Source organism: Maribellus sediminis, assembly GCF_011799805.1.
In the GTDB taxonomy this organism is placed as follows: Bacteria; Bacteroidota; Bacteroidia; order Bacteroidales; family Prolixibacteraceae; genus Draconibacterium; species Draconibacterium sediminis_A.
Genome location: NZ_WXUB01000001.1, coordinates 1,690,095 through 1,705,938, shown reverse-complemented (window position 1 = coordinate 1,705,938; position 15,844 = coordinate 1,690,095). Strand labels below are relative to the sequence as shown.

Genomic DNA, 15,844 nt, shown 5'->3' with positions numbered 1-15,844 from the left:
GGCATTCAAAATTATCGCGATTGTTAAGACTAATAAAAATCTTAGTTTATTATTTATAATCATATCCTAATAATTAACAGATGTAATTAACTATCAATCAAAATCTTATTCTGATATTGTATTCTTATACACCTTGCCGTCCTTCATTATCATTACAAAATTCTTAGCCGGGTTTCCCACCAATTCAAGGTTCTCAAGCGGATTTCCATCTACCATAATCAAATCGGCATACGCGCCTTCTTTTACCACCCCAAGTGGTCCTTCCTGGTAAGGGTGGCGGGGGCCACTCATTTCCAAAAGGCGAGCATTTTCAGAAGTATATATTTTCAAAGCTTCATAAGGCGTAAACCATTTTCCCAGACGAACTACGTATTCGCTTTGTTGGTCTGCCGTCTCAGCACTAAAAAGATGGTCTTTACCAACAGCAATATTGACACCTACTTTTTTTGCTGTACGAAATACGTAATCGATGCCTTCAATAATTTGCTCAAACTTGGCCTGACTGATTGGATCATCCCATTTCATGTCTTCTAAGGCAACAGGCTGTAAACTAATCCAAGCTCCCTTTTCTTTCATTAACTTTAAGGTGGCTTCCGAAGCGAAAAATCCATGCTCAATACACATTACCCCGTTTTCAACAGACGACCGAACTCCTTCGTCGGTATATACATGCGAATGCACGTAAGTGTTGTAGTTAGTGGCTTCCTCAACGGCCGCTTTCACTTCACTTGCCGAGTATTCACTCACATCTAAAGGGTCGTATAAAGAAGCAACACCACCACCTGTACAAATTTTAATTTGCGTAGCACCATACTTCAGAATGTCGCGTGTTCGAAGCTGAACTTCTGCAACTCCATCCGAAGTCATTGCCATCATATTCCTTTCCCAATAGTTGAGGAATCGTTTATCTTTTGGCGTATCCAGTCTATCATTGTAGTCAGCATGACCGGAATTTGGACTCATAAATGGTCCCGAAGGAAGAATGCGGTGTCCCGGATATTCACCTGAATCAATTAGTTTTTTGATAGCAAACGGATTTCCTCCCGGATCTCTAACTGTCGTGAATCCACGCAATAAGGTTTCTTCAGCCCCTGTGATGCTACGAATTGCCACTTCTGGCATATCGCCTTGATTTAGAAATAGAACCGGTGCAGGAGTGTAAGCATAAGTTGTGTGCCAATGTGCATCGATAAGCCCTGGCATTAATGTACGACCTGCACCATCGATAACATTAACATTAACTTCTTTCTTTTCATTTTTTTCGGGCTCGTATACCATAACAACCTGATCTCCTGAGGTAGAAAAATCATTGAGGTATCCTCCGGGTCTTTCCTTTAAGCCTCCTGTTTTTACATCAATTTCGTAAGATTTTGCGATTTTAATATCCTTTTCGATTTTCTTGATCAGGTTTTTTACCACCAAAACATCATAACCTTCCAGTAGTTGTTCATTTACACCATCAAAGATGTTGACGTTTTTGATTAAGGTAACTTCCTCATTCTGAGCATTTACTATAAATCCTGTTGCAAAAAACAGGATAACAACAGTTAACATACTTCTTAATTTTTTCATAACATTTTGATTTTTAAGTTTGATTATTTCAGAGTGTTCTTATATACCTTGCCATCCTTCATAATTACCACAAAGTTCTTTTCCGGATCGGCCACTAAACTCAAATCTTCCAGTGGATTTCCATCTACGATAATTAAGTCGGCATAAGCGCCTTCTGTTATTTCACCCAAAGGACCTTCCTTGTACGGATGTCTCGGACCAGATAACTCCATCAGTTCGGCATTCTCTGATGTTGCCATTTTCAGCGCCTCATAAGGAGTAAACCAACGATCGAGCTTGGATAGTAACTTACCCTGCTTGGCAGTAGCCTCTGCACTCATAAAAAGATCCGTTCCAAAGGCCATTTTTACGCCCATTTCTTTGGCTAAACGATATACTGTTTCGGTTCCTTTTGTTACTTCTACGAACTTTTTGTTCGACTCAGGATTTGGAAACGTTTCTGCGTCTTCATCGTTTAATATAGGTTGGATACTCAACCAAACATCGTTATCCTTCATCATCTGCATGGTTTCCCGACCAATGAGCATACCATGTTCAATACTTTTAATTCCTGCTTTTACTGCGGTTTGAACTGCATCATCTGTAAAGATGTGCGCACCTACATAGCTATTGTAACTGTTAGCAACATCAACAACAGCTTTCATTTCTTCAAGCGAATACTGGCGCACATCTATTGGGTCATAGCTGGAAGCAACTCCACCACCGCCGGCAATTTTAACCTGGGTTGCACCCAACATAAATGCTTCGCGAGCCCGCTTCCGAACTTCGGTGGTACCATCAGCTACTGCGTTAATCGCCACTCGTTCCCAGTAATCTATTAGACCCGACCTATTAGGTACTTGATTAGGCAAACGATAGTCGAAGTGCCCTCCTGTTTGGCTTATCATTGGTCCGGCAGGAAGTATACGCGGTCCTTCAACCACTCCGGCATCGATTAGTTTTTTGAGACTAAATGTATTGCCACCCATGTCTCTAACAGTAGTAAATCCTCGCAGTAATGTATGAGGAGCAGCCTTGGACATTCGAATTCCCACCTCAAATGCGTCACCTGTCATTATTGAACTCATTGGCAGTTCCGCCAAAGCCATGTGCCAGTGGGCATCGATTAAGCCTGGGATTAAAGTGCGGCCTTCTCCATCGATAACATTCACCGATACCTGTATTGTCACATTCTTTTCGGGTTCGTAAACCATTACAGCATTTTTCTCTCCATAGGGCGAGAGATCAGTAAGGTATCCTCCGGTCATGGCTTTGTATCCACCGGTTTTTACATCAATCTCATAATTTTTGGCAATTTTGATGTCTTTGTCGATTTTTTTAATCAGGTTTTTCACCACCAAAACATCATAACCTTCCAGTAGTTGTTCGTTTACACCATCAAAAATATTGACGTTGGTAATTAAGGTTACTTCTTCATTCTGTGCATTTGCTAAAAAACCTGTTGCAAAAAACAGGATAACAACAGTTAACATACTTTTTAGCTTTTTCATAACATTTTGATTTATTAATTCGATTATTTCAATGTATTCTTATATACCTTTCCATCCTTCATGATCAGCACGAAGTTTTTACCCGGATCTCCTACCAATTCAAGGTCTTCAAGTGGATTGCCATCAACAATAATTAGATCGGCATAAGCTCCTTCTTTAATCACGCCTAGTGGGCCTTCCTGATATGGAAGTCTGGGACCTGATAACTGCAGTAAGCGAGCATTTTCAGAGGTTGCCATTTTCAATGTCTCATAGGGTGTAAACCATTCTCCTAATCGTACCAAATAATCGCTCTGCTGATGTGCTTTTGAGGCATCCATGAGTTGGTCGGTTCCAAAAGCGAGGTTAACACCCACTTCTTTTGCCATTGGGTACAACGCCGCTACAGCATCAGTTACTTGTTTGTATTTGGCAGCACTTATTGGGTTAGCCCATACCATATCTTCTTCTTTCATGGGCTGAGGACTTAACCAGGCATCTTTTTCTTTCATCAATTCCAAGGTTTCTTTTGTAGCAAAAAAACCATGCTCAATAGACATCACTCCGGCTTCTACCGAGGTGCGAACTCCTTTATCGGTCATTACGTGTGAGGCCACATAAGTATTGTAGTTTGTGGCTTCTTCCACAGCAGCTTTTACTTCGGCAATCGAGTATTCACTAACATCCAGGGGGTCATATAATGAAGATACACCCCCACCGGTACAGATCTTAATTTGAGAAGCACCGTATTTTAAAATATCGCGGGTGCGTAGCTGAACTTCAGCAACTCCGTCAGAAGTCATTGACATCATATTTCGTTCCCAATAGTTGAGGAAACGTTTGTCTCTGGGTGTTTCTGTTGGAACATCGTAATGATCGGCATGGCCGGCAGTAGGGCTCATAAACGGGCCGGCAGGTACAATACGATGCCCCGGATATTTTCCGGAATCAATAAGTTTTTTAATGGCGAAGGGATTACCTCCCATATCTCTAACGGTAGTAAATCCGCGTAACAGTGTTTCTTCGGCGGCCGTCATACTCAGAATGGCCACTTCGGGCATATCACCCTGGTTCAGTAAAAGAATTTGGGCCGGCGTTGATGCATAGGTTGTATGCCAGTGGGCATCGATTAAGCCTGGAATTAAAGTCCGGCCTCCTCCATCAATAACTTTTACCGTTACTTCTTTTTTAACATCTTTTTCAGGTTCGTACACCATTACGGTCTGATCTCCGGATACTGAAAGATCATTGGCATGTGCACCCGGCATCACTTTTAAACCACCGGTTTTTACATCAATTTCATAAGAACTAGCAATTTTGATATCCTTATCGATTTTTTTAATCAGGTTTTTAACTACAAGAACATCGTAGTCTTCCAGTAATTTCTCGTTTTCTCCGTCGAAAATATTAACGTTGGTAATTAGTGTAACCGTTTCTTCATCTTGCGAATAAGCTGTAAAACTCATTGCTACCAGCACAATTGCTGTTAAAATAAAGATTGCTGTTTTTTTCATTGTTGGGTAATTAAAATTTATAATATCGATAATTATTTCTGTGGTATTTGGTCATCTTAAAATGTTATAAAACTTCGAATAAATGTCGAATGAAAATAATTTAGAATACTCATATTCATGCAGTTAATAAAAGTTACAAAATTTCACACCGCAAATCAATGAATAAACAAATGTTTTATAACAATCTATTTAAACCATTATATCAATACCTTATTTTCACAGAACTTGTTGCTTTTCGTACTACAAATCTCCGAATTAGATGAAAGCGGAGTTTTACTTATCGTTCCGATTATTTAACCTATTGTTCCAAGCGATATATCTTGCGATATTTCTGCGGACTTAAGCCAACTTCGGCTCTAAAAATCCGAGAGAAATAGGGAAGACTGTCAATTCCAACTTCCAATGAAACCTGGGTGATATTTAAATTGGTTTCACGAAGAAGTTGAGTGGCTTTTTGTATGCGAACAAACCTGATATAATGAGAAGTTGATCTATTGGTGACTAATTTTAGTTTAATGTGCAATTGAGTTCGGCTCATGCCTATTTTTTTACACAACATACAAACACCGAATCCGTCTGCTTTCATATTTTCAATAATGGTTTTGCGGACTAGCACAACAAATTCCTCAGTATGCTTTTCACGAATTTCATTCCAGCTTTTGCTACTACTATACTTTAATCCATTCTCATCCTGGCTGTTAAGCCGAACTTGTTTATGAATTAACATTCGCCATTTAATAGGCATAAATAAATTGTTGAAGAATTCATTTAATTTTAGCTGTAATACTTTCAAATAGGTAGCAAAATCGGTTTTTACCTTGTATACAACCACGTAAAAGTTAGCCGGCTTTAACAGCATATTTTTAAGAATTATCATTTCGCTGTTAATTGTTAGGTGCTTATTTTTGTTTAGTGTTATACAAATGTACATGCCCGGTACAGGAGGCACTTAATCTATTGTTCCGTTTATTTAACCTATTGTTAAATTATGCTTCTCGCGGTTTTGGTTTTCAGAATACGCGGATCGTTTGGTACAAATAATTGGAAAACAGGGAAGACTTTCATAGTTCCATCCATACACACATGAAAGTCTTCAAACCATGTTTTCCATTATTCCTATCTAAAGCGTTTTACAAATTTTTTTCTCATGCTTTGATAAAATGTTACCCCGTGGCAACAAATTCCTCCAATACACCAAGATCAGTCATCCCCCAGATCATTAACTGAATTGCCAAAGCGGCAAGCAGCAATCCCACAACAACAGACACCACTTTTAATGCAGCAGGGCCTATTAATTTCAGGATTTTATGGGCACCGAGCAAAAAAACGAAGTTGAAGGCCATTAAGCCCAATATTGTTCCAACAACCATTAGCGTGTCACTCATATTTGGGTCGGCAGCCGCAAAAGTTGTAACCGCTACAAGACCCTGTGGCGTTGCCATTAAAGGCAAAGCCAGCGGGTATATCGAAATGTTTGTTGACGGTCCGGAATCGATACTGCTATCTTCTTTCTTATCACCGCCAATTATCATTTCTAAGGCATACAATAGTAATATTAAACCTCCGGCCATTTTTAATGCAGGAATTGATACATGGAAGGCACTCAGCAAAAATTCGCCGGCTACAACAAAAAGTATTGCCACAATGCTTGCTGTTATTGCAGTCCGCAGAGCCACTTTTCGCCTGAAAGCAGCATCTGACTTGGCTGTTAATGTAACATACACAATGGCAGGTTTAAGCGGCCCCATGGTGATAAAAAGAATCATAAATACATCAATAAACTTTAGGGTCATTGTATTTCTCCTTTCTCGTCATTTTTATTGTTTGAATTCGAATGTTGTTATTGATCGCTGGAAGCAGTTCTTGCACCAGGTTTTAATAAAAAAGCTTAGAAAATTTCACGGGGCCTTTCATAAAATTTTATTGAATTCTCCGAAAATGACTGATCTGCAAAATTTTCTAAAGCTGGTTCAATTTGAATGCATCCATATGCGCTACAGTCTTAAGGATTCCTCTTTTCCACAAAAAGAATGTGCTCGGCATAGCACACACATTCGCCTTTCTGGTTAAGTGTTGTCTTCGCTTCCGTAACCAAGCCATGTGTTGGACGCTTGGGATGCTCTTGTTTGCTGATAACCTTTGTTTCAACCTTTATAGTATCACCTGCGAACACATTGTTCGGATAACGAATTTTGTTATATCCGTACGACATGGCATGTGGATTCAATTTCTCACCCAGAAAAGTAAGACCAGTACTAATACTAAAGGTTCCATTACCATGCATTATGGGCTTTTTAAAAGGCTGATCTTTACACCATTCTGCATCTGTATGATGGGGCATCCAGTCGCCTGAGTGCATAGCATGCATCACAATATCGGTTTCCGTGATCGTCCTAGCTGGTGTCATTTTGGTTTCACCTATCTCAAAGTCCTCGTAAAATTTCGCTTCTTCTTTCATAATTTTTTAATTTTTTAGATTACTATTTGTTTTACTTGGGGGTTAACGTAGAAAAGAAAAGTACTATTTAGCTTTCCAGTTTGGAGCGCGTTTTTCAGCAAAAGCCAGGGCACCTTCTTTCGAGTCTTCGGTTCGCATCAGCCAGTCAAAATACTCCTTTTCCAGTCTCACAGCCTGTGTAAGTGGCATATCAAGTCCCTGCATAACCACAGCCTTCATTTTCTGCACAGCAAGCGGAGCGCTTTTAATAATCTCTCCGGCAATTTTTTCGCAGGTTTCCATCAATTTATCGGCTGGCACCAAATGATTTACAAGACCTATACGATAAGCTTCCTGTGCATCGACACGGCCACCGGTGTACAACAATTCAAGTGCACTACCCAAAGGAATTACACGCGGTAAACGTTGAGTTCCATAACCTCCAGGAATCCAACCCAATCGAATTTCACCAGAGCCAAAGTGGGCATCTTCGGTAGATACTCTAATATCACAGGCTAATGCCTGTTCCAGTCCGCCACCGTTGCAATGACCATGAACAGCGGCAATCACGGGCTTGGTCAGGTTTAACATGCGTGGGTACAAACGATCTACGTATCCATCGGCCTCGGGCGACTTCACCCATTTAACATCAGTACCAACACAAAATGCACGACCTTCACCACTTACAATTCCTACTCGTAAATTGGGATCATTTTCAAGCTCTTCCCATGCATCAGCAATGGCATTATAGGTATCGCCATCACAGGCATTCAATACATCAGGGCGGTTAATTTTTACGTAGATTATACCACCTTTTTTTTCAACAATTACTTTTTTCATTTCTTATTCTTTTTTTATTAAACTTTATTATTCAATCGATTATTCCACTTTTCAAATATGGATTTTCTGAAAACTACTCCTGTGGTAGTTAAGCATTCTAATATTTTTGATAATTGGGGTTACGCTTTTCTGCAAAGGCTGTCATTCCCTCTTTTTGATCAGATGTACTGAACAGCCCGTGGAAAAGTCGACGTGCCACTTTCAGTGCAGGAATAAGAGGAGTTTCCGCCTGTTGGTTTACAGATTCCTTACCGGCCAAAACTGCTAATCGTGGATTGTTGGCAATGGTAGTTGCAACCTTAAGTGCTTCATCCATCAGCTTACCATCTTCCACAACCTTTGTAATCATACCAATTCGCTCGGCTTCTTCGGCACTAAAAGGTTTACCTGTCAATACATAATACATTGCTTTTGCTTTTCCAACAGCAGCAGCCAAACGAGCAGGCCCACCACCACCGGGGATAACACCTAATGTGACTTCAGTCAAGCCAAATTTTGCAGTTGTATCTGCAATAATCATATCACACATTAACGATATTTCAGTGCCGCCTCCGAATGCATATCCTTTAACGGCTGCAATTACCGGTTTGCGTAGTTCAGCAACTTTATCCATATATGCTGCCAGGTCGGTACGATAAGCACTCTCAAAATCCTGTGATGCGATCCATTTCAGGTCGGCTCCGGCACAAAACGCCTTTTCACCACCGGCAAGGATCATACAGCCAATACTGTCATCGGCATCAAATTCCATTAAAGCATCGGTAACTTCTATTTCAACTTGTTCATTAAGCGCATTTAGTGCCTCAGGGCGATTGAAGGTAACGATTCCAACGTTTCCTTTTCGCTCGGTTTTCATATACTTATACTCTTTCATTTTATATTCTGTCTTCTATTAATATTTATAAACTTTTATGTTTGCTTCTCTTTTATTTATTTGGCAAGTGTATTTTGTTCAATCAAGATTTTGATATGACCATTAGTCTGATTCAATACATGGTAATTGATCCCGCAGTTTGTTCTTTGCTATTCGATCGAGCGTTGAACGAGGAAAATCGTTAACGATGTGCACCGATCTTGGTACTTTGAAATCGGCGAGTTCCTCTTTGCAAACAGCCATAATCTTGTTCTTTACTTCCTCTTCCGTAAGCACCTTTCCAGCCTCGTTTAATGAAATAAAGGCGGCGGGTACGTCTCCCAACATATAGTGTTTCTGAGCAACAACAGCACTTTCCATCACCAAACCACTATCGTTAATAGCAATTTCAATTTCCCGTGCGGCCACATTTTCTCCGCCCACACGAAGCATATCTTTGTCGCGATTAACGAAGTACATCCAGCCATTCTCATCAATACGAACTACATCTCCAGTGTCCAAGGCACCATTTTCGTCAAATGCCTTTTGCGTTTCTTCAGGGTGTTTATAGTACTCTTTGAAGACCGATACTCCTCTTTCTCCGTGGATAAACAGCAGGCCTTCCTCTCCAGGTCCGGCCTGAGAGCCATCTTTCTTACGGACTTCTACGCCATATAGTGGTGATGGTCGTCCCATTGTTCCGGCTGGCCCCGGATGATCAGGATCAGTTACAATACTGGAAGCGACTGTTTCGGTCATTCCCCAGAGTGCCATGGTTTGAACTCCGAATTCTTTTTCGGCTTCCGGCAAGCGTTCCAATCCCATCATTATCCGAACTTTGTGTTCCGGCACGGGTCTTCCTTTCAAGGCTTTAAAAGCAAAAGGAATCATCGACACCCAGGTTACACCATGTTTCGCACAGGTACTCCAGAACCGTGAGGCCGAGAACTTGGGATGCACTACAACACTTCCTCCCGACCAAAGGGCGGTGAGCAAAGTGATCTGGGCATTGGCATGAAATAGTGGCATAGAAATCAGTGTGACATCTTCTCGCCTTAGCCGCATGTTCATTGACATGGATTTGCCACCCCAAAGGGCATTGGCATTTGTCCACACTGTAGGTTTTGGACGCGATGTAGTTCCTGATGTGAATTGTACGGCAAAGTTCCGTTCCGGATCTGTTGGTAATGCTGGAAGGGAATCATTAGAAAAAATATCAGCGAAAGATTCGAATTCCAGTCCCTTAACTTCGTCACCGGTGATTGGTTCACCGGTTATGATTAGCTTAGTGTCTTCGCCACAGGCTTCCCGTACCATTTTTGCATAACCGGGCTGAGCAATGGCGCAAACAGGCTCCATAACTTCAGCAAAATACTTAACGTTATCGGCTACAGAACGGGTGTTGATTGTAACCGGAACAGCGCCAACATAGGCACAGCCAAACCAGGCCGTTAGAAAATAAGGAGAATTATCTGAATGAATAAGAACGAAATCCCCTGCCCTGACGCCCCGGGCATGTAATCCTGAAGCAAATTGTTTAGCATAACCCGCCATTTCGGCATAACTCCATTGACGCTCAGACCCCTCGAACGGAGCCCAAACAACAAAGGTTTTATCTGGCTGCCTTTCAACCCACTGCTCAAGAAGCCAAATTACATCCATGTCGCGAAACGCATCAAGTTTAGAAAATTTGTTTTCGTTCTTTTTCATCAGATTCTTTCCTTTTTTTTACTCTATTAGATTGTTACTCTTCTTTTTACTCTCCAGGATTTCTCCTTTTTGCATATAGTATGTGCTCAACAAAAGCGACTGTTTCTCCCCGCTGGTTTGTGGTTGTCTCTGTTTGGGTTAACAAACCATGTGTTTTATGCTTTGGATGAGGCTTCTTGTCGGTGATTTTCACCTCTGTTTTGATGGTGTCGCCTGCATAAACAGAAGCGGGATAACGGATTTTGTTGTAACCATAAGCCATGATGTTTGGGTTTGGTTTTTCTGCCTGAAAAATTAACCCTGTACTCACGCAGAAGGTCAGGTTTCCGTGTGCAATACGGTGCTTAATTGGTTGCGACTTGGCGAATTCCTCGTTAGTATGATGAGGCTGCCAGTCGCCCGAATGCATGGCATGGATCACAATATCAGTTTCAGTAATGGTTCTGCCGGCAGTCATATAAGATTCGCCTATTTCAAAGTCTTCGTAAAATTTATCTTCTTCTTTCATAACATTATGTTTTTTTAAAAATTTAAAATTCTTTTTTGTAAATGTTTTAATTACTAAATAATCAGTTGGTTCGGAGGCGCTATAAACGCCTCCGAAAATATTTCTCACTTTTATTAGTTGCGGGGCAAACCGATTACATGAGCCTCAGCCAATGCTTTAAGTTCTTCCTCGGTGTATCCCAGAGCTGTTAGTTGAGATACAGTGTGTTCACCGACAGCCGGCGGATTTTGTGGCTTCACTTTTTCGAGGCCATCACCCAAAATTTGGATCGGACTGTCGATAGTGCGAATGCCATTTGCGCCTTCAACTTCAGGGAAGCAGCCGTTGGCCATCATGTGCTCGTCGCGGGTGCATTCTTCGGTGGTTTGTACCACGCTGAAGTTTACGCGGTACTTTTTAAGGCGTTCTGAAACCTCAGAAAGGTTATGTTGTCCAACAATTTTTTCCATTTCGTCGAACAATGCCTGGTGGTTCTTAGCGCGTAATTCAGGTGTTGCAAAGCGCTCGTCGCCTTTTAAGTGGTCGGCACCAAATGCATCTCGTAAATTGTCCACATTATTTGGATTTAACTCAACGATAATGATGTAGCGGTCGTCCTTGGTTTTATAAACTCCACCACTAACCGGGTTTGGCCATTCTGTGCGATGAAACTTCTGCATTGGTGGTGCACCTACCAGTGCGGCCTGCATCATACTTGAGTTCGCCCATATTCCCATATTCATTAATGATGTTGATACAAATGATCCTTTTCCGGTGCGTTCGCGATGAAAGAGCCCTGTCATAACTGCACCAAACAACGACACTGCAGTGTTTAAGTCTCCACCTCCAACAGGCAGTGGTACAGGACTACCATCCTTCGGACGCAATTCTTCCATCATACCCGAGCGTGCATACCAGGCGGTCATATCAAATCCCGGAGCGTCTTTGTCGGGTCCTTCTAAACCGAAACCATTGATCCATGCGTAAACCACATCTGGCTTAATTGCCTTAATATCATCATAGGTGTGTTTCAGCTCCTGTTGTACTTTGCGTGGCGAATTGGTAAGAAAAACATCCGCATCAGCTACCAGCTTGTGCAGCGCTTCTTGTGCTTCAGGTTTCTTCAGGTTAAGTGCAACCGACTTCTTCGTACGGTTTTGAATGTAGGTCGTGTACTGAATCTTGCTCGGTGGCATACCGGCTACCATGTTTCCATATCTCCACATGTCACCACTAAGCGGTTCAACTTTGATTACTTCTGCGCCAAGATCGGCAAGAATTACTGTTGCGGATGGGGCGGCTGCCATTGAGGCAACTTCAACTACTTTGATTCCTTCTAATACTTTTGTCATTTTTCTGTTCTCCTTTTATAATTTTGATTAAACTTTAAAAATTATTACTGTGCTATTTTGTTATTCATTCATTAGTGCTTTAACTGAAAGAATTCCGTAGCGAATTTCATTCAGGTGATTCAGTAGTCCAATGAGTGCAGATTGATCAGGTAACCAACCAATCAGGTTGATTTCCCCTTTCCCATTTTCACGGATTTGCATTTCATCGATGGAATCCAACAAGGCTGGAGTAATTTTGCCTTGGAGTATTATATGATATACACATGCCTGTGAATACACTTTTTTGATACTATTTTTTATCGTTTGTTTCATGGAGGCAAAGTACCGGTAAAAAGGTATTACAGCACATCATACCAAAGTCGTAAAAAGGTATGATTTAAGCCTTTGGGGAATAAAAAGTTGAAAATTTGCGATTTTTTTATAAAGGCACATCAACAATACATAAATCACTGATTATGTACAACTTAAAACACTCCGACTATAAAAAAGGAGATACTTATAACCTTGCCGATAATATTTTACCAATACCTCAGGCTATTTTATTTGCATAACCAAACTTGCTCAATTACCAACTGAATATGCCAATCTGAATAAGCGCTTGCCTTTGTAAGGAAAAGGGGATTGACTTTTCAATTGCGATAACGATATTAAAAAAAATCCTGACCGATGTTCTGTACCATTCGTATCATTGATGTACGGTTACTAACATTAAGTTTTGCGTAGATATTTGTGAGGTGGCTTTTTACAGTAGTAGTGGAAATGTGTAACTGATCGGCAATTTCTTTATTTCGCAGCCCACTACATATTAATTTTACAATTTCCTGCTCACGTCGAGTCAGTTCCTCATGGTCATTGACTCTGTTTTTGGAAAACACCTGAAGTTTTTGGATTTTTTTGGGTTTTGCAGAAATAATGTGTTGTAGATTTAGAGGGATATTTTCAACCCCATCGAATAAATTGGGAGCCAGGATCGTAAATTCCCTGAACGGTCTGGTTATTCGCTGTATGTCGTAAACGTCAAATGCTTTCTTCAAAAATGTATTTACCCTATCCTCATCTTTTAGACGTTTCCAGGCTAAAGCCTTTAACAACAGTATATCAATATCATTATAAGAATTGTAAACGCTGTGAACCAACTTCTCGAACGAATCTAATAAGTTCAGACCATGTTGTAACTGTTCGCTGTTACCAAAAGTAATCAGTATCCGAATACGGGTTAATGGCGGAACCTCGATCGTAACAAAAGGATCCACTGCATTCATTTCTAATTCCAGCTTTTCATTCGCCCAGTCCAGAGCCTTTTGCTCTTCGCCCAGTAGCCAATTTATTCTCATTTGAGTAGATATAAAGTTTTTGGAAAAAAGCCCTCCCTTAATTTGTTGCTGCTTCGTTTCCATGTTCTTTAAGGTTTCTAAGGCTGCATCAACATTATTGGAAATAATATAATAAAGACATAAACCGGCATAACAATCCACATAAGCTCGCCAATCCATCGCTCCCTCATAGTCACGTGCGTTTAGCAAGGAATCAACAACTTCGGGAGAATCAAAATTTTGAAAATCAATATTTGCCGTCAAATATATATTCCATGCTTCCAGGTAACGGAAAGAATTTTGGACGATATAGTTAAAACGTTGACTTACATTCTTCGCCTCAACAAACTCACCAGATAAAAGCAAAACAAAGAGCCTTGAAGAATAGGAACGCAAATGCATTACTTCCCTCGGATCATAAGCTTTTTCTGTTGCTTCCAGCATTTCTATCGCTTCTTTTCCCTTTCCCAGCATCTGCATGCAAAACGCCATAACCATTTCTCGCCTGGCTCCCAACATTTCACCGTCGTCGAACAACGCTTTCGATTTCTCCGCATATTTAAGCGCTTTGTCAGGTGAAGAATGAAAGAATAATGTATGAAAACTTAAATGGAAGTAATATTCCGATATATCTAAATCGTTCGCGCCTTTTTTAATTACATGCCCCAACAAAAATAGTGCTTGATGAGTCTCCGGTAGATTCCAATAATTTTCAAGTACCCAAACATAGGCGATTAATAAAGAAGGTTTAGTTTTAATCAAATTATCCGGTAATTGATCCAGCCAAGCTTTTACTCTCCACCATTGTCCCCGGTTAAAGACTTCTCTTCGATGTTGGGTAACAAGAGCACTGGCCGTTTCTAAATCTCCTTTTCGAAGTACGTATGAAATGGCTTCATCGATATAACCATTGCTGGCAAACCATTCACTTACGTATAACAAGGCATTGTCGGTATTAAAGGAAGTTAGTTTTTTTTGCTGCCGACGAAGTACTCTACTGAACAAATGGTGAAAACGAAACCATTCATTCACATTATCTTCTGCAATAAGAAAAAGATTGTATTCCTTTAGTTTTGCAATAAATTCCTGTACATCTACCTTTTGTGTAAGGTGTGTTTGGAACAATCCTTCCAGGAGTTCTTCGTTAAAGCGCTCACAAATACTTGCCAATAGAAGCGGTTCGGTAAAACTTTCAGGTAACTGCGGTAAATACTCTCCAAGCAAAAAGTCCATATCTGTTAGCATATTAGCTGCCAGAACATTCTCAAGATTTTGCTTACCTGTACTATTAATTTGAAGCAACATAGAAATTCCCAAAATCCAGCCTTCTGACTTTTCCAATACGAGAGAACTATTCTCTGATAATTCGCTTTCGTTGTATTTTATCAGGTTCTCAAACTCTTGCGAATCGATGATAAGATCCGCAATTCTCAACTCTGCAAGCCTTCCGTATAACCGATGTTGATTTAATTTTAAAGGAGGGTCGAAACGCGTAATAACTATAAGCTGCTTCGTAATAGGGCAAAAGTTCAACAGATAATTGATAAGTTCGTGAATGTCGGGATTTTGAATTTTATGGTAATCATCCAGCACCATTATTCCTGGTCCCATATTTTCACTGAGGTAATTGCAAACTTTTTCGGCAATCGCATGCGGGCTTAAAACCGAAGATGATTCTACAAAGTCTTGAATTTTCTTTTCATCCAAAGAACGAAAGCTACTGATTGCTAGTGCAAAATATTCAAGAAAAACAGTAAAATTATTAAAGATATGATCTACAGAAAGCCATGCATAGGGTTTTTCCTGCAATTCAAGCCATTGACTAACAGCCGTTGATTTACCATACCCAGCCGGTGCAGAAACCAAAATCAGAGATTTCTCTGAATTTTGATTCAACAAATCTACAATCCGATTTCTCGGAATAATATTGGAAGTGATCGTTGGTTTATGGAAGCGGGTTTTTAAAATGGACATTTACAGGATGATTAAATAATGTTTTCAATTAAGGTGTGGATTGTTAAAAGCAAGCATTAATGAGAGACAATGAAAAGCCATTATAATTTTTTAAAATCAAATCGTTTAATGTTGTCTAATTCATTTGCCAACAGGCATCAATTAATCCCTACTATTATGACTTATAAATTGCATAAATAATTGAGCTAGTTTCTAAGTTTTCAGTGATCTCTTCGATAACCTTAATATTGGAGATATGAGTTCCCGGTTCCTTATCTTGTGTAAGTTCCAAAATACCTGATAAACCATATTGAATGTTGCAGTAATATTTGTTTTTGTATTCA

Annotated in this window: 13 protein-coding genes; all 13 read right to left on the bottom strand. The window is 40.3% G+C overall.

The window, feature by feature from the left end; all coding sequences use genetic code 11:
- Window positions 1–105 precede the first annotated feature (105 nt).
- The gene (locus tag HFD85_RS06520) at window positions 106–1,572 is read right to left on the bottom strand and encodes a metal-dependent hydrolase family protein (RefSeq protein ID WP_206081873.1); all 1,467 of its coding nucleotides are present in this window, start codon (window positions 1,570–1,572) and stop codon (window positions 106–108) included.
- A gap of 23 nt (window positions 1,573–1,595) precedes the next feature.
- Complete coding sequence (locus HFD85_RS06515; protein WP_206081872.1) at window positions 1,596–3,062, bottom strand: metal-dependent hydrolase family protein; 1,467 nt, start codon at window positions 3,060–3,062, stop codon at window positions 1,596–1,598.
- Between the two features lie 23 nt (window positions 3,063–3,085).
- Window positions 3,086–4,555 (bottom strand): metal-dependent hydrolase family protein, encoded by a 1,470-nt coding sequence (locus HFD85_RS06510; RefSeq protein ID WP_167606428.1) that lies wholly within the window; start codon window positions 4,553–4,555, stop codon window positions 3,086–3,088.
- Window positions 4,556–4,853: 298 nt separating this feature from the next.
- Window positions 4,854–5,432 carry a helix-turn-helix domain-containing protein gene (locus HFD85_RS06505; RefSeq protein WP_167606425.1) on the bottom strand — a complete coding sequence of 193 codons (579 nt, stop codon included), beginning with the start codon at window positions 5,430–5,432 and terminating at the stop codon, window positions 4,854–4,856.
- 286 nt (window positions 5,433–5,718) lie between these two features.
- A complete protein-coding gene (locus HFD85_RS06500; protein WP_167606422.1) occupies window positions 5,719–6,348 on the bottom strand; it encodes a MarC family protein in 630 nt (209 codons plus the stop codon).
- Window positions 6,349–6,557: 209 nt separating this feature from the next.
- The gene (locus HFD85_RS06495) at window positions 6,558–7,013 is read right to left on the bottom strand and encodes a MaoC/PaaZ C-terminal domain-containing protein (protein WP_167606419.1); all 456 of its coding nucleotides are present in this window, start codon (window positions 7,011–7,013) and stop codon (window positions 6,558–6,560) included.
- Window positions 7,014–7,076: 63 nt separating this feature from the next.
- The gene (locus HFD85_RS06490) at window positions 7,077–7,832 is read right to left on the bottom strand and encodes an enoyl-CoA hydratase/isomerase family protein (protein ID WP_167606416.1); all 756 of its coding nucleotides are present in this window, start codon (window positions 7,830–7,832) and stop codon (window positions 7,077–7,079) included.
- A 97-nt stretch (window positions 7,833–7,929) separates the two neighbouring features.
- Window positions 7,930–8,706, bottom strand: a complete 777-nt coding sequence (locus HFD85_RS06485; RefSeq protein WP_167606413.1) for an enoyl-CoA hydratase-related protein — start codon at window positions 8,704–8,706, stop codon at window positions 7,930–7,932.
- A 102-nt stretch (window positions 8,707–8,808) separates the two neighbouring features.
- A complete protein-coding gene (locus tag HFD85_RS06480; protein ID WP_240925017.1) occupies window positions 8,809–10,347 on the bottom strand; it encodes an AMP-binding protein in 1,539 nt (512 codons plus the stop codon).
- 94 nt (window positions 10,348–10,441) lie between these two features.
- Entirely contained in the window at window positions 10,442–10,903 is a 462-nt protein-coding gene (locus HFD85_RS06475; protein WP_167606407.1) for a MaoC family dehydratase, read from the bottom strand.
- A 113-nt stretch (window positions 10,904–11,016) separates the two neighbouring features.
- The gene (locus tag HFD85_RS06470; protein WP_167606404.1) at window positions 11,017–12,234 is read right to left on the bottom strand and encodes a CaiB/BaiF CoA transferase family protein; all 1,218 of its coding nucleotides are present in this window, start codon (window positions 12,232–12,234) and stop codon (window positions 11,017–11,019) included.
- Between the two features lie 60 nt (window positions 12,235–12,294).
- The gene (locus HFD85_RS06465; protein WP_167606401.1) at window positions 12,295–12,546 is read right to left on the bottom strand and encodes a hypothetical protein; all 252 of its coding nucleotides are present in this window, start codon (window positions 12,544–12,546) and stop codon (window positions 12,295–12,297) included.
- Between the two features lie 335 nt (window positions 12,547–12,881).
- Window positions 12,882–15,521, bottom strand: a complete 2,640-nt coding sequence (locus tag HFD85_RS06460; protein ID WP_167606398.1) for a LuxR C-terminal-related transcriptional regulator — start codon at window positions 15,519–15,521, stop codon at window positions 12,882–12,884.
- Window positions 15,522–15,844: the final 323 nt, after the last annotated feature.

Coding starts and splice junctions, on each gene's coding strand:
- HFD85_RS06520 (WP_206081873.1), bottom strand. CDS start 1,572: ATGAAAAAATTAAGAAGTATGTTAACTGTTGTTATCCTGTTTTTTGCA.
- HFD85_RS06515 (WP_206081872.1), bottom strand. CDS start 3,062: ATGAAAAAGCTAAAAAGTATGTTAACTGTTGTTATCCTGTTTTTTGCA.
- HFD85_RS06510 (WP_167606428.1), bottom strand. CDS start 4,555: ATGAAAAAAACAGCAATCTTTATTTTAACAGCAATTGTGCTGGTAGCA.
- HFD85_RS06505 (WP_167606425.1), bottom strand. CDS start 5,432: ATGATAATTCTTAAAAATATGCTGTTAAAGCCGGCTAACTTTTACGTG.
- HFD85_RS06500 (WP_167606422.1), bottom strand. CDS start 6,348: ATGACCCTAAAGTTTATTGATGTATTTATGATTCTTTTTATCACCATG.
- HFD85_RS06495 (WP_167606419.1), bottom strand. CDS start 7,013: ATGAAAGAAGAAGCGAAATTTTACGAGGACTTTGAGATAGGTGAAACC.
- HFD85_RS06490 (WP_167606416.1), bottom strand. CDS start 7,832: ATGAAAAAAGTAATTGTTGAAAAAAAAGGTGGTATAATCTACGTAAAA.
- HFD85_RS06485 (WP_167606413.1), bottom strand. CDS start 8,706: ATGAAAGAGTATAAGTATATGAAAACCGAGCGAAAAGGAAACGTTGGA.
- HFD85_RS06480 (WP_240925017.1), bottom strand. CDS start 10,347: ATGGATGTAATTTGGCTTCTTGAGCAGTGGGTTGAAAGGCAGCCAGAT.
- HFD85_RS06475 (WP_167606407.1), bottom strand. CDS start 10,903: ATGAAAGAAGAAGATAAATTTTACGAAGACTTTGAAATAGGCGAATCT.
- HFD85_RS06470 (WP_167606404.1), bottom strand. CDS start 12,234: ATGACAAAAGTATTAGAAGGAATCAAAGTAGTTGAAGTTGCCTCAATG.
- HFD85_RS06465 (WP_167606401.1), bottom strand. CDS start 12,546: ATGAAACAAACGATAAAAAATAGTATCAAAAAAGTGTATTCACAGGCA.
- HFD85_RS06460 (WP_167606398.1), bottom strand. CDS start 15,521: ATGTCCATTTTAAAAACCCGCTTCCATAAACCAACGATCACTTCCAAT.